General features: G+C 65.6%; 15 protein-coding genes and 1 pseudogene. 4 read left to right on the top strand and 12 right to left on the bottom strand.

The genetic code is table 11. From position 1 onward, the window contains the following. The first annotated feature begins 20 nt into the window (after positions 1-20). Both ACNJYB_RS34940 and ACNJYB_RS34935 read left to right on the top strand, forming a co-directional pair. The gene (locus ACNJYB_RS34940; protein WP_128944741.1) at positions 21-1,064 is read left to right on the top strand and encodes an IS110 family transposase; all 1,044 of its coding nucleotides are present in this window, start codon (positions 21-23) and stop codon (positions 1,062-1,064) included. A 286-nt stretch (positions 1,065-1,350) separates the two neighbouring features. After that, positions 1,351-1,839: pseudogene (locus ACNJYB_RS34935) on the top strand (IS5/IS1182 family transposase); the annotation flags it as partial. Positions 1,840-1,904: 65 nt separating this feature from the next. Here ACNJYB_RS34935 and mutL read toward each other — a convergent pair. The 8 genes from mutL to ACNJYB_RS34895 all read right to left on the bottom strand — a co-directional run bounded on the left by mutL (position 1,905) and on the right by ACNJYB_RS34895 (position 13,025). Continuing rightward, on the bottom strand, positions 1,905-3,719 hold the full coding sequence (mutL, locus tag ACNJYB_RS34930; protein ID WP_439375718.1) for a DNA mismatch repair endonuclease MutL: 1,815 nt from the start codon (positions 3,717-3,719) through the stop codon (positions 1,905-1,907). A 292-nt stretch (positions 3,720-4,011) separates the two neighbouring features. Then, the gene (gene arfB, locus ACNJYB_RS34925) at positions 4,012-4,428 is read right to left on the bottom strand and encodes an alternative ribosome rescue aminoacyl-tRNA hydrolase ArfB (protein WP_439371153.1); all 417 of its coding nucleotides are present in this window, start codon (positions 4,426-4,428) and stop codon (positions 4,012-4,014) included. Positions 4,429-4,560: 132 nt separating this feature from the next. Next, a complete protein-coding gene (locus ACNJYB_RS34920) occupies positions 4,561-5,931 on the bottom strand; it encodes a M16 family metallopeptidase (RefSeq protein WP_439371151.1) in 1,371 nt (456 codons plus the stop codon). Further along, complete coding sequence (locus ACNJYB_RS34915; protein WP_439375717.1) at positions 5,928-7,322, bottom strand: M16 family metallopeptidase; 1,395 nt, start codon at positions 7,320-7,322, stop codon at positions 5,928-5,930. The genes ACNJYB_RS34920 and ACNJYB_RS34915 overlap by 4 nt, the downstream gene beginning before the upstream one ends. 192 nt (positions 7,323-7,514) lie before the next feature. Continuing rightward, the gene (locus ACNJYB_RS34910) at positions 7,515-8,243 is read right to left on the bottom strand and encodes a hypothetical protein (protein WP_439375716.1); all 729 of its coding nucleotides are present in this window, start codon (positions 8,241-8,243) and stop codon (positions 7,515-7,517) included. 97 nt (positions 8,244-8,340) lie between these two features. Continuing rightward, the gene (lspA, locus tag ACNJYB_RS34905; protein WP_439371149.1) at positions 8,341-8,835 is read right to left on the bottom strand and encodes a signal peptidase II; all 495 of its coding nucleotides are present in this window, start codon (positions 8,833-8,835) and stop codon (positions 8,341-8,343) included. A 7-nt stretch (positions 8,836-8,842) separates the two neighbouring features. Further along, positions 8,843-11,851, bottom strand: a complete 3,009-nt coding sequence (ileS, locus tag ACNJYB_RS34900) for an isoleucine--tRNA ligase (protein ID WP_439371148.1) — start codon at positions 11,849-11,851, stop codon at positions 8,843-8,845. A gap of 202 nt (positions 11,852-12,053) precedes the next feature. Next, positions 12,054-13,025 (bottom strand): bifunctional riboflavin kinase/FAD synthetase, encoded by a 972-nt coding sequence (locus ACNJYB_RS34895; RefSeq protein WP_439371146.1) that lies wholly within the window; start codon positions 13,023-13,025, stop codon positions 12,054-12,056. A 231-nt stretch (positions 13,026-13,256) separates the two neighbouring features. Here ACNJYB_RS34895 and ACNJYB_RS34890 point away from each other — a divergent pair, with 231 nt between their 5' ends. Further along, entirely contained in the window at positions 13,257-13,652 is a 396-nt protein-coding gene (locus ACNJYB_RS34890; RefSeq protein WP_007596883.1) for a response regulator, read from the top strand. 151 nt (positions 13,653-13,803) lie between these two features. On the opposite strand, the gene ACNJYB_RS34885 is transcribed toward ACNJYB_RS34890, so the two are convergent. From ACNJYB_RS34885 to ACNJYB_RS34875, 3 genes are all read right to left on the bottom strand, one after another. Continuing rightward, positions 13,804-14,658: a TIGR01459 family HAD-type hydrolase gene (locus tag ACNJYB_RS34885; RefSeq protein WP_439371144.1), complete on the bottom strand. Its 855-nt coding sequence runs from the start codon at positions 14,656-14,658 to the stop codon at positions 13,804-13,806. A gap of 15 nt (positions 14,659-14,673) precedes the next feature. Beyond that, positions 14,674-16,161 carry an EAL domain-containing protein gene (locus ACNJYB_RS34880; protein WP_439371143.1) on the bottom strand — a complete coding sequence of 496 codons (1,488 nt, stop codon included), beginning with the start codon at positions 16,159-16,161 and terminating at the stop codon, positions 14,674-14,676. A 141-nt stretch (positions 16,162-16,302) separates the two neighbouring features. Continuing rightward, positions 16,303-17,865, bottom strand: coding sequence for a winged helix-turn-helix domain-containing protein (locus ACNJYB_RS34875; RefSeq protein WP_439371141.1), 1,563 nt, complete (start codon positions 17,863-17,865; stop codon positions 16,303-16,305). A 122-nt stretch (positions 17,866-17,987) separates the two neighbouring features. Between ACNJYB_RS34875 and ACNJYB_RS34870 the strand changes: the two genes are divergently transcribed. Continuing rightward, positions 17,988-18,827 (top strand): class I SAM-dependent methyltransferase, encoded by an 840-nt coding sequence (locus ACNJYB_RS34870; protein WP_439371140.1) that lies wholly within the window; start codon positions 17,988-17,990, stop codon positions 18,825-18,827. Between the two features lie 42 nt (positions 18,828-18,869). Here the strand turns inward: ACNJYB_RS34870 and ACNJYB_RS34865 are convergent, their stop codons facing one another. Then, complete coding sequence (locus ACNJYB_RS34865; RefSeq protein ID WP_439371138.1) at positions 18,870-20,000, bottom strand: YihY/virulence factor BrkB family protein; 1,131 nt, start codon at positions 19,998-20,000, stop codon at positions 18,870-18,872. Position 20,001 lies beyond the last annotated feature (1 nt).

The following is a 20,001-nucleotide window of genomic DNA, read 5'->3' as shown; positions in this document are numbered from 1 at the left end:
CAGCAGCAGGAGCGCAAGCCATGTCGAATACGAACCTTGTCACAATCGGCATCGATCTCGGGAAGAACACATTCCACGTCGTCGGTCTCGATGCCACAGGCGCAATTACGCTACGCAAGAAGCGGTCGAGAAATCAGCTTGACCAGTCGCTGGGCAATATTCCGCGTTGTCTGATCGGAATGGAGGCGTGTGCAGGCGCACATCATCTGGGGCGCAGGCTCGAGAAATTAGGCCATCAAGTACGGCTCTTGCCGGCGCAGTACGTCAAACCATACCTCAAGGGTCACAAGAATGACTTTCGGGATGCTGAAGCGATCGCCGAGGCCGCTCAGCGGCCGACAATGCGGTTCGTTCCAGTGAAGTCAGCCGAACAACTTGATTTACAGGCACTACACAGAGTTCGCAGTCGATTGGTGACGCAGAGAACGGCGGTCATCAATCAAATCCGGGGCTTTTTGCTTGAGCGAGGGCTACCAGTGCGGCAGGGAGCGGCAGCACTCCGACTGGCACTTCCTCAGATTCTCTCAGCGCCAAACGACAACTTATCGCCTCGCGTGATCCAGCTCATTCAGGACTTGGCCGAGGACTGGCGCTATCTCGACCGACGGGTCGCGTCAATGACGAAAGAAATCGACGAACTCGCTGATCAAGATCCACACTGTCGCCGCCTAATGAGTGCGCCCGGCGTCGGGCCGATCATCTCAAGCGCGATGGTCGCCGCCATCGGAACCGGTGATGCCTTCCATAAAGGCCGAGACTTTGCAGCATGGCTTGGTCTGGTACCAAAGCAAATCTCGACCGGCGATCGAACCATTCTCGGGCGCATATCGAGGCGCGGTAATCGGTACCTGCGAACGCTGTTTATTCAAGGTGCCAGAGCCGTACTTCTGCAGCGTCAGAGTTGGCCTCGGCATGGCTTCGCAGCCTGGTTAGAGGCAGCGTCGAAGCGGCTCCACTCCAATGTCTTGGTTGTTGCCCTGGCCGCAAAACTTGCGCGCATGGCCTGGAGCATGCTCGCAAAGGGCCGTGACTACGACGCCAACCTCCTGGGCCGCACCGCATAAGAAACAGGGCCGGAAAGGAAAATCCAAGGTCGGGATCAGAAGGCACAATAACCCGCCGAGGTTTGCGAGACGGAAAGGACGAATGGAGAAACGGTTCCACCGACACTTCTGAAGCCTGGTTCGACTCCATGGCCCTTCTTGAGGCCGGCGAGTTATTGAGGACAGAAGTGAGCGGATATCCATGATGGCTCGGGGCAACAGCCCCAAATTGAAGCCGGATAGATTGGCGCAAACCGCTTCATCCCTTTGTCGATTCCTCTTGCAACGCGGGCGTGGTCCATAGATCGGCGTCAAAGCCTCCATCGTCACCAACAACCGCCGTTCTCCCGGGGGCCTGTTCGTGCTGCACGCCAGGGCGCTACCCGATAACCCGTACGACGGTCACACCTTGCGGGACGTCATCGACCGCACCGAGACACTCACCGGCTGCGCGATCGAGCGGGCCTATGTCGACAAGGGATACCGCGGCCACGACGCACAAAATCCCCGACGGATCTTCATCTCCGGCCAGAAGCGCGGCGTCTTCGGTGTCATCAAGCGCGAGCTGCGCCGCCGCTCCGCCATCGAACCCATCATCGGACACCTGAAGGCCGATGGTCACCTCGGCCGCTGCTACCTCAAAGGCCGCGCCGGCGATGCGGCTAACGTCATCCTCTCAGCCGTGGGCCACAACTTCCGCCGCATCCTCGCCTGGCTCAGAGAACTCTTGTGCCTCATCCTGCTCCAGCTATGGCGCACGTTCGGCCGTCCCGCCCCGCTCAATTCGCCTTCTTAACGGACGACTAGCGAAGCGTAATCCGCTGTGTCGCGCCGCGGAGGCTAATCCACCCTTCAGCACCGTCACCTCCGCCCGAACAGCTTCTCCACGTCGCTCAGTTTCAGCTCGACATAGGTCGGCCGGCCGTGATTGCACTGGCCGGAGTTCGGGGTGTCCTCCATCTCGCGAAGCAGGGCGTTCATCTCTTCCGGTCGCAGCCTGCGCCCGGCGCGGACCGAGCCGTGGCAGGCCATGGTGGCGGCGACGTGCATCAGGCGGCGTTCGAGAGGGAGAGCCTCGTCCCATTCGGCCATGTGCTCCGAGAGATCGCGCAAGAGGCCGCCCGCATTGGTCTTGCCGAGCAGCGACGGCGTCTCGCGCACCGCAACCGCACCGGGGCCGAAGGATTCGATTGCCAGCCCAAACGAGGCCAGCTCCTCGACGCGCTCCAGCAGCCGCTCCACCGTGGCCTCGTCCATCTCGACGATCTCGGGGATCAAGAGGATCTGCCGCTGCACACCGTTTGCGGCGAGCGAGGCCTTCAGACGCTCGTAGACGATGCGCTCATGGGCGGCGTGCTGGTCGACGATGATGAGGCCGTCGCGGGTCTGCGAGACGATGTAGGTCTCGTGGATCTGGGTGCGCGCCGCGCCGAGCGGGCGATCGACGAGGTCAGCCACTGGCTGCGTCTCGATCCGCACATCGGCACTGGGCGCGCCGACATCGAACGCGGCCTGCGCGCGCTCGGTGAAGGCAGGCGCCGCGGCGCCTTCGAAGGACGGCATCGGCGCGACCGGGGCGGATGGTGAGGCCAGCCAGTCCCAGCTCGCCGGACGCGGCGGCGTGAACGCGGGGCGGAACGAGGACAGCGCGCTCTCGCCGTTGTTGGCGGCGGTGCGGCGGCCCTCGCGCGCCAGCGCGTCCTTCAATCCGTGCACGATCAGGGCGCGCACAAGGCCGGCATTGCGGAAGCGCACCTCGGTCTTGGCCGGATGCACATTGGCGTCGACCTCGCGCGGATCGAGCGTGACGAACAGCGCCAGCACGGGATGGCGGTCGCGCGGCAGATAGTCGGAATAGGCCGCGCGCACGGCCCCCAGGATCAGCTTGTCGCGCACCGGGCGGCCGTTGACGAAGAGATATTGCCCGAGCGCATTGGCCTTGGTCAGCGCGGGAGCCGCGGCATAGCCGGCGACGACGATGCCCTCGCGCTCGGCATGGACCTCGATGGCGTGGCTGCGGAATTCCGCGCCGAGGATATCGCCGAGCCGCGTCAGCCGCCCGGCGGCGCCGGGCAGCGCGGCAGCCCAGGTCACCGGCGCGCGCTCCTCGCCCGCGAGTGTGAAAGCGACGTCGGGCCGCGCCATCGCGAGGCGCCGCACCACCTCGCGGATGGCTTCCGCCTCGGTGCGGTCGGTCTTCAAAAACTTCAGCCGCGCCGGCGTCGCATAGAAGAGATCGTTGACCTCGACCCGCGTGCCATGCGCCAGCGCCGCCGGCATGATCTCGGACTTCTCGCCGCCTTCGACGCCGAGCGCCCAGGCATGCGGCTCGCTGGCATGGCGCGTCGTGATCGACAGCCGCGCGACCGAGCCGATGGAAGGCAGCGCCTCGCCGCGGAACCCGAGGGTGCGGATCTGGAGCAAATCCTCGTCGTCGAGCTTGGAGGTCGCATGGCGCTCGACCGCGAGCGACAGGTCCTTCGCGGTCATGCCGCTGCCGTCGTCGGTGATGCCGATCCGGCGCCGGCCGCCGCCGTCGGTGAAGACGTCGATCCGGCTCGCCCCGGCATCGAGGGCGTTCTCGACCAACTCCTTGACCACGCTCGCGGGCCGCTCGACCACCTCGCCGGCGGCGATGCGGTTGACGACCTGTTCTGGAAGCTGGCGGACGGGCATGAGGCTCACTTGGCGAATATCCCAGTTTAATGCCGCGCGGCAACAAATGCATTGGGAAGGTCGAGGCTTCCCACATCCGAAATGGGGACATTTCAGCTCGCGTCGTCCCTGGCAACGCGGCGCATGTTCCGCGCTGCCTTATATGCGGAGCACAATTCCGCGAAAGCGCCGTCCAATCTCATCGCGCTTTAATCGGCGGCAAAAAACTCCGGCCGCAAGGTCATCGCGCTTTAGGATGTTGTTTGCGCATGAATTTTTCGGAAAATCGCTTCGCACCGTTCCCGATCGTGCTTTAATCGTCGAAGCGGCCGCCGCGCCCCGCCTTGACGTCGCTGCGGCGCTTCTTGCCTTCGAGCCGGCGCTGCTTGGAGGCGAAGGTCGGCCGCGTGGCGCGCCGCGGCGTTGGTCGCACCATGGCCTCTTCGAGGATTTCAACGAGGCGGTCGATGGCATCCTGGCGGTTGCGCTCCTGGGTGCGGAAGCGCTGGGCGTGGATCACGATGACGCCGTCCTTGGTCATGCGCTGGCCGGCGATGCGGGCGAGGCGCAGCGCGGCATCCTCGGGCAAGGTCAGCTTGCGCGTGTCGAAGCGGAGTTGCGCGGAGGTCGCGACCTTGTTGACGTTCTGCCCGCCCGGCCCGGAGGCGCGGACGAAGCCGATCTCGATGTCGTCCTCGTCGATGACGAGATCGCGGGATATCCGCAGCATGATGGCACCATTCGTAATGTCCGGACATACCGCGGACACCGGCCTTCAGCAATGGCGCTCCCAGCGAACACAAATGGCCGGGGCAAACCCGGCCATTTCAGGAAGCCTACAGAGAAGAGGTCTGTTCGACTGCTAATTGGACTTGGGCGCCGTAGCCGCGGGCTGCGCGGCGGCCTGCGGGGTGCGGCCGACGACGACCGTCAGCAGGCCCTGGCCCCAGAGCCGCTTGGCGGCGGCCTTGGCGTCGTCCAGGGTCACGGCGTCGACGATGGCATTGCGCCTTTCGATATAGTCGATCGGCAGCTTGTCCTGCTGGTACTGCAGCAGCGCCTGCGCCAGCTTGGATGAGGTGTCGAGCGCCAGCATCTGCGAGCCCTTGAGGTAGGACTTGGCCTCGTCGAGCTCCTTCTGCGTCGGGCCCTCCTCGGCGATGCGGCGCACCTCCTTCTCGATGGCGTCGATGGTGTCGCCGGCGCGGTCGGCGCGGGTGCCGGTGTTGCCGATGAAGACCGCCGAATGTTCCATCCAGAGCAGGGATTCGAACACGGAATAGGCCAGGCCTCGCTTCTCGCGAACCTCGCGATAGAGCCGCGAGGACAGTCCGCCGCCGCCGAGGATGTGGTTGACGACATAGGCCGCCATGAAGTTGGGGTCGCTGCGCTTCACGCCGGGGCCGCCGAAGGTGATTACGGTTTGCGGCACGTCCAGCGGCACGAAGGCGCGCTGCGGCGGCTTGATCGCGTCGACGTCGGGTACCGGCACGAGATTGGCCTTGGCGGGCAGGCTGCCGAAGGTGTGGTCGAGCAGCTTGCCGAGCGTCTCCGGATCGACGTCGCCGACGACAGCGACCTTCAGCCCGTCCCTGGCGAGCACGCGGCCGACATAGTCCTTGAGGTCGGCGACCGTGATGGTCGGCACGCTGTCCAGCGAGCCGTTGCTCTGCCGGCTGTACGGATGATCGCCGAAGGCGACCTCCAGGAACTTGCGGCTCGCCAGCGATGACGGGTTGGTGGTCTCGCGGCGCAGGCCTGAGATCACTTGCGAGCGGATGCGCTCGACATCGGCGGTGTCGAAATGCGGCGAGGTCAACGCCATCCTGAGCAGGTCGAAGGCTTCGTCCTTGTTGTCGCGCAGCATGCGCAGACTGCCGCGGAAGCTGTCGCGGCTGGCGCTGAAGGAGAGCTCGATGGCACGGCGGTCGAGCCGCTCGTGGAAGGTCTTGGAGTCGAGATCGGCGGAGCCTTCATCGAGCAGGTCGCCGACCAGATTGGCGACGCCCGACTTGTCCTTGGGATCCTGGGCCGAGCCGCCGGCAAAGGAATATTCCATGGCGATCAGCGGCACGGTGGCGTCCTGCACGAACCAGGCCTCGATGCCGCCGGGCGAGACCAGGCGCTGGATCTTTGCCGCCGCCTGCGACGGCGCGACCGTGGCGAGGGCGAGCGCCGCCCCGGTCGCGAGGGAGAGGACGAAGTGTCTTGCGCGAAGGAAGTGATAGGTCACGAACGCTTCTCCTCGCGCTTGGTGGCACTGGTGTCCTTGATCAGGTAGCCCGTCACCGAGCGCTTCTTCTCGAGCCATTTCTGCGCGACGGCGCGCACCTGCTCGGCGGTGACCGCGCGAATGCGATCGGGCCAGCTCCTGATGTCCTCGATCGACAGGCCCGTGGTCAGCGCGCCGCCATACCAGCGCGCCAGCACGGCCTGATTGTCCTGGGCGTAGATCGCCTCGGCAATGAGCTGGGTCTTCACGCGCTCCAGATCCTCGGCGCGGATCGGGTTCTGCGCGATGTCGGCGATGACGCCGTCGATCACCTGCTCGACCTCGGCGAAGCTGACGCCGGGTTTCGGCGCGGCGGAGATCGCGAACTGGGTCGGGTCGAGCGAGATGCTCGAATAGCTGGCGCTGGCGGAGACCGCGAGCGGCTTGTCGACGACGAGCGCGCGGTAGAGATAGGAATTGCTGCCGCTGCCCATCAGCTGTGCCAGCACGTCGAGGGCTGCGCTCTCGCCGGCTGCGGCCGTCGTTGCGGACGGCGCCAGATAATTGCGGCGCAGGCTCGGCTGCTCGACGCGCGGGTCGGCCAGCGTGACGGTGCGGGGTGCGGCCGGCTCGGGCTCCTGCGGGCGGACGCGGCGCGCGGGGATCGCGGGCTGGGCCGGGATGGCGCCGAAATTGCGCTCGACCAGCGGACGGATGTCGGCGGCCTCGACGTCGCCGGCGATCACCAGGATCGCGTTGTTCGGCGCGTAGAAGCGGCGGTAGAAGGCCAGCGCGTCCTCGCGATCGAGCTTCTCGATCTCCTGGTGCCAGCCGATCACCGGGCGGCCATAGGGATGGTTGAGATAGAGCGCGGCCATGATCTGCTCGTTGAGCCGCGCCTCGGGATTGTTGGCGACGCGCATGTTGTACTCTTCGAGCACCACGTCGCGTTCTGGCAGCACGTTCTCGTCCTTGAGGATCAGGCCTGTCATGCGATCGGCCTCGAACTCCATCATGGTCGGCAGCTGCTCCTTCGGCACCCGCTGGTAGTAGTTGGTGTAATCGACCGAGGTCGAGGCGTTCTCGTTGCCGCCGACGCGAAGCACGGTCTGGGAGAATTCGCCGACCGGATGCTTAGAGGTGCCCTTGAACATGAGGTGCTCGAGGAAATGCGCGAGCCCGGATTTGCCCGGCGTCTCGTCGGCCGAGCCGACCTTGTACCAGATCATCTCCGTGACCACGGGCGTGCGGTGGTCCGGGATCACCACCACCTGCATGCCGTTGGGCAGCGTGAAGCTGGCGGGTGGGGCCGATGTCACCGTGGTCTGGGCGAGCGCGGCGCCGGCTGAGAGGACGCTGGTCGAAAGCAGCGCGGCAAGAAGGCAGGCAGCCGATCGGTAAGAGGACATCATCATCCTTATGACAGGCCGAGCCCGGATGTCCGGCTCGGAGGGCACGGCATGCTACACCGTGCGGCTGAGGCTTCGCGTCACGAAGCAGAGAACTCACCGCTTAGGCAAGTTACTGATAAGCAATTCAAGACCGCGCCGGGATTCATCAGCCGCCGGCGCGCTCTGCCAGAATGTCGCGGTGGACGAGGAACGCTATTGTTCCTTGTCCTTGCCCGACATGATGTCGAAATAGGTCCGCCGCGACTTGTCCGGACCGGCGCCGTAGGCGTAGTTCGGTGACGGCGTCTGGTAGCCGGGCGGCGGCTCGACGAGCGACTGGCGCGGCGGCTCGCTGGTGAACTTCTTTTCTTCGGAGCCGTTGCCGCCCTTCATCATGTTCCACAGACCGCCGGCGTAACCGAGCTGGGCGGGGCTGAGCGAAGGATTGCCGTTGGTGCCCGGCTGGATCGGATCGTTGCTGGTGCGCTCCGGAGCGGCGACCTGACCGGCCTTCATCTCGGCGGGCGTCAGCGGCTGGGCGGCCTGCCAGTTCTCCGTGGCCTTGACAGCCTTTTTCCGCTGGGCGATCGCCTCCTTGCGGCGCTTCTCGTCGGGGTCCTTCGGCCAGTTCGGCACGTTTTTGGCTTCGGTTCCGGCAGGCGGCGGCAGGTCGAGCTTGGGCGGTACCACCAGCGGGGAGCGCTCGCGGTACTCGATACCCTTCTTCTCCATGCTCTTGGCGCCGATGCCGGACATCAGATTGTCGATGAGCTTCTCTTCGAAGGTCATGTCGTCTTCATCGTCGCCGTCATCACCGGCGCGGGCCGCCCCCGCCGACATGACGAGACCGATGCCGAGCGCGACGGCGGATAATCTCAATGCCTGCCAGAACCCCGACCGGGGATCTCGAACGATCGAACCGCTGGTCTTCGAGCTGCGCATCGCTGTACCTGTTCCAAATTGTGGCAGTTTGCCGCTCGCCCCGCGGCTTAAACCCTCGCAAAAGCAAGGTTCCACCTGCCGGTCGTATCGGCCGGGATCAGGGCGCTTTTGCGGCGGGTACCCCCAGGAAGGAATCATACAATAGCGCTGCCACCCCAGCAACGATGGCCACGTCCGCGAGGTTGAACACGTACCAATTATAGGTATTTCCGCCGATATCGATGTGAAACAGGGCGAAATCGACCACCGCGCCATAGGCCAGACGGTCGATGCCGTTGCCGATGGCGCCCCCGATGATCAGGCCGAGCGCGACCGTGGCGAGCAGGGTGTGCGACCGAGCCATCCAGATCGCCAGCGCGACCACGGCGATGGCCTTGACCGCCATCAGCGCGATCTGCGCCGCCTGGCCGTCGTTCTGGAGCCAGCCGAAGCTGATGCCGATGTTCCAGGCCAGCACGAGGTCGAAGAACGGCGTCACCCTCACCACGCCGCGCCGGGCGAGGTCGAATCCGTTTAGCAGCCAGAGCTTTGAGGCCTGGTCGAGGATGACCGTGACCACGGCCGAGATGATGCCGGCGCGGAGGGGGGTCATGCCGGCATCAGATGCTCACCCCCAGCGCCTTCCATTCGCGCAGCGCCTTCGCATCGCGCGGGGTGACGTCTGGATATTCAGGGTCTTCGCCGACCGTCGGCGAGATCTTCCAGGAGCGCGCGCATTTGGTGCCGACCGCCTTCTCCACCACGACGGTAACGCCGGGCACCGCATCGAGACGGAACGCCGAAGCCGGCGCCTCGCCCTCACGCAGCTCGTAGTTCGAGGTGATGCAGATTTCGGCGAGGTCGGTGTCGAACAACGTCATCAGCACGTTCCGGTCGGCGACATAGATCACAGGCGAAGCCTCGAGCGAGGAGCCGATGTTCTTGGCGGCGCGTTCGAGCTCGAGCGCGCCGGTGACGACGCGGCGAACGTCGCGGATGATCTCCCATTTCGCGGCCAGCCTGTCGTCGAGGAACTCATCCATTGCACCGGGGAACATCGTGAGATGGACCGACGCTTCGGCCTGCGGCCTGTACATCCGCCAGGCCTCCTCGGCGGTAAAGCTCAGAATCGGAGCGAGCCACTTCAGGACGGATTCGCACAGCAGGTCGATCGTCGTCAGCGCCGCCCTGCGCGCCGGCGAGGACGGCGGATCGCAATACAGCGTGTCCTTGCGGATGTCGAAGTAGAAGGCCGACAGCTCGCTGTTCAGGAAAGCGGAGAGCGTGGCGACGACGGTCTTGTAGTCGAAGGTGGTGTAGGCCGCGCGAATGATCGCTGCCCGCTTTGCAAGCTCGTGCAGCATCAGCCGTTCGAGCTCCGGCATCTCGGCGTGAGCGACCTTCTCGCTCGCCTTGAAGTGATGCAGCGTTCCGAGCATCCAGCGGACCGTGTTGCGCAGCTTGCGATAGGTCTCGATGGTGTTCTTCAGGATCTCCGGGCCGATGCGCTGGTCGTCGGCATAGTCGGTGGCACAGACCCAGAGGCGGAGGATGTCCGCGCCCGAATCCTTGATCACCTTCTGCGGCTCGACGGTGTTGCCGATCGACTTCGACATCTTGCGGCCGTTCTCGTCGAGCGTGAAGCCGTGGGTGAGCACGATGTCGTAGGGCGCGCGGCCGCGCGTGCCGGCGCTTTCCAGCAGCGAGGAATGAAACCAGCCGCGATGCTGGTCGCTGCCTTCCAGATACATCACGGTATCGTTGCCGCCGTCGACCTTGCGGACGATGTTGCCGAGCTGCGGGAAGTTCTGACGATCCTCGAGCACGAAGGCGTGGGTGGAGCCGGAATCGAACCAGACGTCGCAGATGTCGTCGACCTTCTTCCAGTCCTCGCCTGAACGCGAGCCCAGGAAGCGCTCGCGGGCGCCGTCCATGTACCAGGCATCCGCGCCTTCCTCCATGAAGGCTTCGGTGATGCGCTGGTTGACGATCTCATCCTGCAGGATCTCGGCCGAGCCATCGGCCATCTCGCGCACGAACACGGCGATCGGCACGCCCCAGGCGCGCTGGCGCGAGATCACCCAGTCCGGACGGTTCGCGATCATGCCGTTGATGCGGTTCTCGCCCGACGGCGGCACCCATTGCGTCACCGAGATCGCACGCAGCGCGCGGGCGCGCAGCGTGTCGCCCTTCTTCGCGTGGCCGTCCTCGCTGATGTCCTTGTCCATCGCGATGAACCATTGCGGCGTGTTGCGGAAGATCACCGGCTTCTTCGAGCGCCACGAATGCGGATATTGGTGCTTGAGGCGGCCGCGCGCGAGCAGCTTGCCGCGCTCGATCAGCGCCTGGATCACGGCCTCGTTGGCATCGCCCTTCTCGCCCTTGTCGTTGAGCACGCGCTTGCCGGTGAAACCGGGAGCCTGGGCGGTGTAGGCGCCGTTCTCGTCGACGGTGTAGGGAATCGCGGTCGGGATGCCTCGCGCATCGAGCTCGCGGGTGTTGGCCATCCAGACGTCGAAGTCCTCGCGGCCGTGGCTCGGCGCGGTGTGCACGAAGCCGGTGCCGGTGTCGTCGGTGACATGCTCGCCGGCGAGCAGCGGCACGATGAACTCGTAACCGCCACCGAGGCCACGCAAGGGATGGGCGCATTCGACGGCATCCAGCGTGTCGCCGGGAATGTCGCGCACCTTCTCGTAAGCCGTGACGCGGGCCTGCTTGAACACGTCCGCAGCCAGCGTATCGGCCAGGATCAGGAGATCGCCCGTCTTGGCCCAATTGTCCACGGGCGCATCCGTCACCTTGAAGAGGCCGTAGGCGATTTTCGGCGAGAACGAGATGGCGCGGTTGCCCGGCAGCGTCCAGGGCGTGGTGGTCCAGATCACGACGCTGGCGGAAGCAAGCACGCCATGGGCCGGCGAGGTCACCGGGAATTTCACCCAGACCATGTCGGAGGTGTAGTCCTCGTACTCGACCTCGGCCTCGGCCAGCGCGGTCTTCTCGACCACGCTCCACATCACCGGCTTGGAGCCGCGATACAGCGTGCCGTTGGCGGCGAATTTCATCAACTCGCGTGCGATCTGCGCTTCGGCCGGATAGCTCATCGTCTGGTAGGGATGATCCCAGTCGCCGATGATGCCGAGCCGCTTGAACTCCTCGCGCTGCACGTTGATCCAGTGCGTCGCATAGGCGCGGCATTCCTTCCGGAATGCCACCATCGCGGTGGAGTCGCGGAAATCGGGCTTCTGCTTGCCCTTCTTGCGGTAGTTCTCCTCCTCGATCTTCCATTCGATCGGCAGGCCGTGGCAATCCCAGCCCGGCACGTAGTTGGAGTCGAACCCGAGCATCTGCTGGCTCTTGGTCACGACGTCCTTGAGGATCTTGTTCAGCGCGTGCCCGATATGGATGTTGCCGTTGGCGTAGGGCGGGCCGTCATGCAGCACGAACTTGGCGCGGCCCTCGGCTTCCTTGCGCAGCTTGTCGTAGAGGCCGATGTCGTTCCAGTACTTGAGAATCTCCGGCTCGCGCTGCGGCAGGCCGGCACGCATCGGGAATTCGGTCTGCGGCAGGAACAGGGTTTTGGAATAGTCGTTGGCTTCAGACTTTTGGGACTTTTGCGGCTTTTCGGACATGAGGCTGACTGGCTCGGAAGGGCGCGGGAACGGATGGCGACATGGAATCGCGGGGGTGAAACGACCAAATCCCGGTCTTGCGCCGAGCCAAAAGCTCAGGCGGAAGCCGGGCCGCTAATCCCTATGATGCGCCGCGCAAACATGGGCTCTCCATAGCAGCCGGGCCGAGGAAGCGCAAAGGTCCGGCAGGCCCGTTTCGGCCTCAGTCGATCGCGCCAAGCCGTGGAAATGCGTCCGGGGCGGCGGCCAGGATAGTGCGGGCACGGGCCGAATCGTCGTCCATCCGCCGGATCAGGGCCTCCAGACTGTCGAATTTCAGCTCCTCGCGGATGAAGCCGATGAAGGCGCAGTCGAGCGCCTGCCCATAGAGGTCGCCCTTGAAGTCGAACAGGAAGATTTCGAGCAGCGGCGCGCCATTATCAAAGGTCGGGCGGCGGCCGAAGCTGGCCACCCCGTCGAGCCGCTCGGTGCCGCAGCCGACCCGAACCGCATAGATGCCGTGCTTGAGGCCGCAATTGGCGTCGAGCCGGATATTGGCGGTGGGGTAGCCGAGGTCGCGGCCGCGCTTCTCGCCGTGGATGACCTCGCCGGTGATGAACCAGGGCGCGCCCAGCATGGTCGTGGCCTCCTCGAGGAGGCCTTCGGCCAGCGCGATCCGGATCGCGCTGGAGGACACCGGCCGCTCGTCGATATCGACATGCGGCTGCACGTCGACCTCGATGCCGAGCCGGGGTGCCTCGTTGACCAGGAGGCCCGGCGAGCCGACGCGCCCCTTGCCGAAATGGAAGTCATAGCCGACCACGATGCCGCTGACGCCGAGACGTCCGATCAGGTCGTGGTGAATGAAGTCTTGCGCGCTGGTACCGGCCCTTGCCTTGTCAAAGGTCATGACCACGGCACCGGCAAGCCCGGTGCCGGCCAGAAGCCGCAGCTTGGCCCGCTCGTCCGTCAGGCGGAATTGCGGGGTATTGGGGCTGAAAAACCGGCGCGGGTGCGGCTCGAAGGTCAATGCCAGCGCTGGGCGGCCATGCGCGCGGCCCATTTCCAGGGCGGCCGCGATGACGGCCCGGTGGCCGAGATGAACCCCGTCGAAATTGCCCATGGCGACCACGGCGCCGCGGGGAATGGCAGAATCCGGCGTGGTGTCGCGAATAACGGTAAATTGCGGGGCCATCAGGGGAATTCTCGAGCCGGCGGGACCGGCCGGGACCGTGGCGCGACCCGCCCGATGAAGTCAAGCGGGGGAGGCGGGCCGGATTCAACAGGGTTTCAATTCTGCGGGGGCGCCCCCAGTTAACGCGCTGTTTAACGCCTTGGTGCTAGTCCTTGAAACGTGGAACTGGACCGGCCTCCGGCCTGGCAGGTCCGATCGTAATATTCCTGGGTTTGCGTTGGGGGAGTCGAGATGGCGGTTGATTTGTCGATGTCGGTTCTGGTGGTTGATGACTACAGCACCATGATCCGAATCATCAGGAATCTGCTGAAGCAGCTTGGCTTTGAGAATATCGATGATGCCAGCGACGGTTCGGCGGCACTGAACAAGATGCGCGGCAAGAAGTACGGGCTCGTGATCTCCGACTGGAACATGGAGCCGATGACGGGCTACGACCTGCTGCGCGAAGTGCGCGCGGATCCGAACCTCGCCACCACGCCCTTCATCATGATCACGGCGGAGTCGAAGACCGAGAACGTGATCGCGGCCAAAAAGGCCGGCGTGAACAATTACATCGTCAAGCCGTTCAACGCGGCGACGCTGAAGACCAAGATCGAAGCGGTCTTCCCGGACATGGCGAGCGCGTAAGCGCGCCAGAGTTTTCGGCTGAACTCGCAAGGCCCGGGCCGCGTCCCGGGCCTTCTACGTCGGGTCCGTCATTCCGGGGCGGTCCGTCAGCACCGAACCATGGAACGCAAGTGCGCCCCGTAGTTCGCGCTTCGCGTGCCCCGTTAGGTCATCACCACTTCAATTCGCGCATCAGCGCCTTCGGCGGGTGGCCGAACAATTCCATCACCGAGGCCGGATCGAGCTGGTCGAGGCCTTCGAATTCCTCGGCATGGATGCCGCGGGTGACGAACAGGCAGTCAATGCCGAATTCGCGCGCGCCGGTTAAGTCGGTGCGGACGGAATCGCCGATCGCCAGCACGCGTCTGCGGTCGATCATGTGGCCCTGGCGCTCGCCGGCTAGCCGCATGGCGCGCTCGTAGATCGGGCGGTGCGGCTTGCCGTAGAAGATCACCTCGCCGCCGAGCTCGCGGTAAAGCTCCGCGACGGCGCCGGCGCAATAGATCAGCCGGTCGCCGCGCTCCACCACGATGTCGGGGTTGGCGCAAACCAGCGTCAGCTTGCGCTCGCGCGCCTTCAGCATCATGCCTCGATAGTCTTCGGCGGTCTCGGTCTCGTCGTCATAGAGGCCGGTGCACACGATGTAGTCGGCCTCTTCCAGCGGAGCGGTTTTCGCGTCGAGGCCGCGATAGATCGAACTGTCACGCTCGGGGCCGAGCCAGAACATCTTGCGGCCGGGATGCTCGGCGACATAGAGCCGGGTCAGATCGCCCGATGACACGATCGCGTCATAGGTTTCGTCGGGGACGCCGAGCTTGCGCAATTGCCGCTGCACCGAGTCGGCCGGGCGCGGCGCGTTGGTGATCAGGATCACCGTACCGCCCCGGCTGCGATAGGTGTGCAGCGCCTCGCAGGCCTCGGGGAAGGATTCGAGGCCGTTGTGAACGACACCCCAGATGTCGCTGAGCACGACGTCGACGCCGCCCACGAGCTCGCGCAGGCTTTCAGCGAAATGCAGCGTGGTCATGATGCGTGCGGTCGATCAGATGCGGCGCGCGAGCGCCGCGTTGCCGGTGATACGCTGGGGCGGAGGCGCCGAAGACGTCGCGCCTGAGCTTTGTTTGCCGGAAGCATTGGGTCCCTGAGTGTCCTGCGCCTGGTTCGGCGCGGCCCCGCCGGTAGCAGATGCCCCCTCCGGCCGCAATGGCCGGGGCGGCGCGAACAGGAACCCCTGGCCGAACCGCACGTCGTAATCGAGCAGATCGATCACGGCGCGCTCGCCCTCGATCCGCTCGGCGATCAGGTCGATGCCGAAACGGCCGAGCAGATCCGAGAGGTCGGACGGGTGGATGTCGGAGGTCGAGGCCTGCCTGGGGTCGAGCAGCAGCGTGGCCGGTACCTTGATGAAGCGCACGCCGCGGTCGGCGAGTTCGCGCGGCTCGATCCGGAGATCGGTGACATGGTCGATCGAGAAGCGGAAGCCGCGCTGGGCGAGCGCGGCGAGATTCTCGGTCTCGGCCGGACCGAGATTGCGGAAGGTCGACTGCTTGAACTCCAGCACCAGCGACGGCGCCAGCGCGCGGTTGGCTTCGAGGAAGTCGAGGCATTGCGCGAAAGTGGTGGAATTGCCGAGCGTGGAGGCCGCGACGTTGCAGAACACGCCGACATCCTTGTTGCGCACCATCAGGCGCCGCAGCACCTGCACACAGCGCAGCATCACCGCGTTGTCGATGCGCCCGATCAGCCCCGAGGCCTCGGCGATGCTGATGAAGTCCTCGGCGGCGATCAGCTGGTCGCGCTCGTCGCGCACCCGCGTCACGGCTTCGTAGAACCGCACCTTGCGCTGCGGCAGCGTCACCATCGGCTGCAGGAAGATGTCGATGCGGTTCTCGTCGATCGCATTGCGCAGCGTCGCCAGCAATTGGGTCTGGTTGCGTCCGTTGGTGTGGGCCGGATTGGCGGTCTGGGTCTGGACCGGCGGCGCGGGCCGCGACTGCATGGCAGGCCGCGGCGCTGCGGGAAGTGGCGGCGGCGCCATCGGGCGCTCATCGACCGCCGCGATCAAATCCATCGGCGCCTCAGGCTCCGGCCTCGCAACCGGACCGGAGGAGGGGGCCGGCGCGGCACCGGCCAGCAGGTCCTCATGAGCCGACACCGTGGTGGCGAGCTGCCTGACCAGCCCGCCGAGCTCGTTGATCTCGCCGACCACGGACTGGATGCGGTCGGAATTGGTCGAGTTGGACGAGGCCATGCGCCCCTCCATGGCCGCCAGCCGGCGGCCGAACTCGGCCACCTGGCGGGCGAGGTCGGCGGTGCCGCGGGAGAGATCGGCGATCTGGCCACCGACGTCGCTGCGGTCGCGCAGGCGCATCGACACTGCGTTGTAGAGGATCAGGAACGTCAGCGCGGTCAGTGCCACGATGGCCGATTCGGTGCCGCTGATGCCGGCGACCGCGTAGAGCACAAGGCCGAGCGAAGCCGCGACCAGAACCATGCAGATGGCGATGAAGATCGTCGAAATGCGAATCATGCCGCGCGTTACGCCTCAAGAGCTGACAGCCTCACCCTGGAAAACACGGCCAGCGTGCGACCGCGTCACGCCTCATGCTCCCCCAAGCCGCAGGAGCTTAACATCATTGTTGATTCGGGGGGATAGCGACCAGTTCGGACTTCAAGTGAGGCCAGCCCGGCGAAAGCCTTCGAGGTAGCGCTCGCGATCACTGGCGAGCTTGATCGGCATGAACTCGGCGATCCAGGCGAGCGAGACGTTCGGCTGGGCCCGGCGCAGTTCCCTCAAGGCCGCTGCGGCGATCTCGCGACGCCCGGCCATGCCGGCGGCCGCGGTCAGCACCCGGTGCGCGCCGACGAAGTCGCTGCGCTGGCGCAAGGCCTCCTGCGCCAGGCGGATGGCCTCCTCGTCGTCGCCGCCGAGGAAACGTGCATAGGCGGCGATGCCGAAATAGACCGGGGCATAGGGATCGCGCGGGCTGAGGCGGATCGCCCGCCGGGCCGCCTCGTCGGCGTCCTGCCAGCGGCCGCAATAGCCGAGCGCCAGGCCATGATAGCCCTGCGCCAGCGCGAAGTTCGGATTGAGCCGCAGCGCCGTCTCGAACTCGGCCAGCGAGTCCTCGAACCGTCGCGCGAACAGATGGACGTGGCCGAGCGCGTTGTGCGCCCAGGCGTCCTCGTCGTCGGCACGGATCGCGGCACGCGCTGCGCGCTCGGCGGCGGGTAGCGCGATGGCCATGTCCATCCAGCCCATGTGCGCGGTGAACATGTAGCTGGTGCCGAGCAGGCCGAGCGCCTTGCCGTAGGTGGGGTCGAACGCGATGGCCTTTTCGAGCAGGGCCTGGGCCACGACGTGATCCTGCCGCGTCACACGCCAGTAGTGCGAGAGCGCGCGCATCACCAGATCCCAGGCGTCCATGCTGTCGGGCGGCTTGCGCTGGGCCCGAAAATTCTCGGCGGCATAGAGCTGCGGCTCGATCGCGGCGACGATCGCCTCGGTGATCTCGTCCTGGACGGCGAAGACGTCGGCGAGCTCGCGGTCGTAGCGTTCGGCCCAGAGGTGGCTGCCGGTGGCGACGTCGTTGAGCTGCGCGGTGATACGGACGCGCTCGCCATCCTTGCGGACGCTGCCCTCGACGACGTAGCGCACGCCGAGCTCTTCGGCGACCTGCCGCAAATGAACCGTGCGGCCCTTGTAGATGAAGGAGGAGTTGCGCGCGATGACGAAGAACCAGCGCAGCTTCGAGAGCGCGGTGATGATGTCCTCGCTGATGCCGTCGGAGAAATAGTCCTGCCCGGCCTCGCCGCTCATATTGGTGAAGGGCAGCACCGCGATCGCGGGGCGATCGGGCAGCGGCAGGCCCGTCGGTGCCGGCGCCGGCGGCGCGTCTGTCACGGCTGGTCTGGCGGCGCCGGCGAGCTCGGCCACCGCGCCGACGAACCGCACGCCCTTGCGCGCAACGGTGCGGATCAGCCGCTGCTCCTCGCCATTGTCCCCGACCGCGCGGCGCGCTGCGTTGATCCGGCTGGTCAGTGTCGATTCGGAGATGACGCGGCCGTTCCAGATCGCATCGAGCAGATTGTCCCGCGTCACCACGCGATCGCGGTTGCGGACGAGGTAGGTCAGGAGATCGAACACTTGCGGTTCGAGCGCGACGAGCGTCTCCGCGTGCCGCAATTCACGGCGGTCGGGGTCGAGCAGGAAGTCCTCGAACTGAAACGTCACAATTCCCCCTCGGCTTCCGCTAGGAAAATCAAGGTGCTCTCAGCGTAAAATAACGCCGCCCTCAAGGCCAGCGAGCCGCATGCGCCCTATCGTCCCGGCGTTTTCAACCGCAGGAGATTGCCATGTCGACATCCGCCGCGCTCAAGCCCGCCACAACCCAGCCCGATCTTGCCGCCGTCAAGCAGCGCCAGCACGGCGCGTGGTCGTCGGGCGACTATGCCGTCGTCGGCACCACCTTGCAGATCGTCGGCGAGCAGCTCTGTGAGGCACTCGACATACGCGCTGGCAGCAAGGTGCTGGACGTTGCCGCCGGCAACGGCAACGCGACGCTGGCCGCGGCGCGGCGCTGGTGTGACGTCACGTCCACCGATTACGTCCCGGCGCTGCTCAAGCGCGGACGCGAGCGCGCAGCGGCCGAACAACTCATGATCGAATTCCGCGAGGCGGATGCCGAAGCGCTGCCGTTTGCCGACGCCAGTTACGATGTCGTGCTCTCCACCTTTGGCGTGATGTTCACGCCGGATCAGGACAGGGCGGCTTCCGAGCTTGCGCGGGTCTGCAAGCCCAGCGGCAAGATCGGCCTCGCCAACTGGACCCCGCAAGGTTTCATCGGCCAGCTGTTCAAGACCATCGGCAAGCATCTGCCGCCGCCGGCCGGCGTGAAGTCGCCCGCCCTGTGGGGCACACGGGCACGGCTTGAGGAGATGTTCGGCAGTCAGGCTTCCGAGATCGCGGCCGAGCCGCGCATGTTCGTGTTCCGCTATCGCTCGCCGGAGCATTGGCTCGAAATATTCAAAACCTTCTACGGACCCACGCTGAAAGCGTTTGCCGCGCTCGACGAAACCGGCCAGGCCGCGCTGAAGCGCGATCTCCTGGCGCTGCTCGGCGAGTTCAACCATGCCGACGACGGCACGATCGTCGTGCACAGCGAATATCTGGAAGCCGTGATCACCAGGCGCTGATGCGCGAGATGCGGTCAGGCCGGCCCGCCTGACCGCTGCCGCTCAAGATGGCGCGGCGGCGCCGACCGTGTCGGCCGAGACGGCTTCGCGGCTGCCGAGCGGCTTGGGCTGGCCGGCGGTCGTGTCGCGCAGCGTCTGCCGCTCGATCTCCGAGTTCAGTTCGGCCCCGAACATGATGACGATCGCCGACATCCACATCCACATCATCAGGCCGATCGCAGCTCCAAGCGAGCCGTAGGTCGCGTTGTAGTTGGCGAAGGACGAGAGATACCAGGACAGCAGCGACGAGCCGGCGATCCAGAGAATGGCGGCCGTCACCGCGCCGACGCTCAGCCATTCCCAGCGCGGCGCATCGCGGCTGGGCCCGAAGCGGTAGAGGATCGCGAGTGCCACCAGCAGGATGACGAACAGCAGCGGCCACCGTGCCAGCGCCACGATCAGCTTGCTTTCGGGCGCCATGCCGAGATGGTTGAGCGCGAGCGGGAAGGCGACGACGGCCCCCACCATCAGCAGCAGCGCCACGATGCCGCCCACGGTGAAGGCCAGGGACACCATGTTGAGCTTGATGAAGCTGCGCTTCTCGCGCTCTTCATAGGCGACGTTGAGGGCGTCGATGATGGCTTTCACGCCGGCGTTGGCGCTCCAGATCGCCAGCAGAAGGCCGAACAGGAAGGTGGCCCCAAGCGTCGTATTGCCATGAGACACCACGCGCGAGACCTGCTCCTCGACGATCTGGAATGAACCCTCTGGCAGCATGGTCGCGAGAGTCTGCAGATTGGCGCTGATCGTCGAGGGATCGGCGAACAGACCGTAACAGGAGACCAGTGCGGTTACGGCCGGGAAGATCGCGAGCAGCCCGAAGAACACGACGCCGCCCGCTGTCGCGAGCAGGCGATCCTCGTCGATGCGCTGATAGGTACGCCAGAAAATATCCTTCCAACCCGCCCAGGGAATCGTGAACGGGCTCTTCGCATGACGTCCGCGGTGGGGCTGCACAGCCGCGCGCGCCGGGTGGGTTTCCGGTGAATTCGCCTCTTGCTTGCGGTGGTCTGGCGGAGGTCCTGGCCGGATCAGGCCGGAGTCCTGGAAGTAGCGCTCCGCCGTGAGCACGAAGACGGCGGTGGCCGCCATCAGCAGCCAGCTGTCGATTGGCTCGGAGCGCCGCATCAGCATG

Source organism: Bradyrhizobium sp. SMVTL-02 (assembly GCF_051853005.1).
Lineage (GTDB): Bacteria > Pseudomonadota > Alphaproteobacteria > Rhizobiales > Xanthobacteraceae > Bradyrhizobium.
This window is presented reverse-complemented; position numbering and strand designations above follow the sequence as displayed.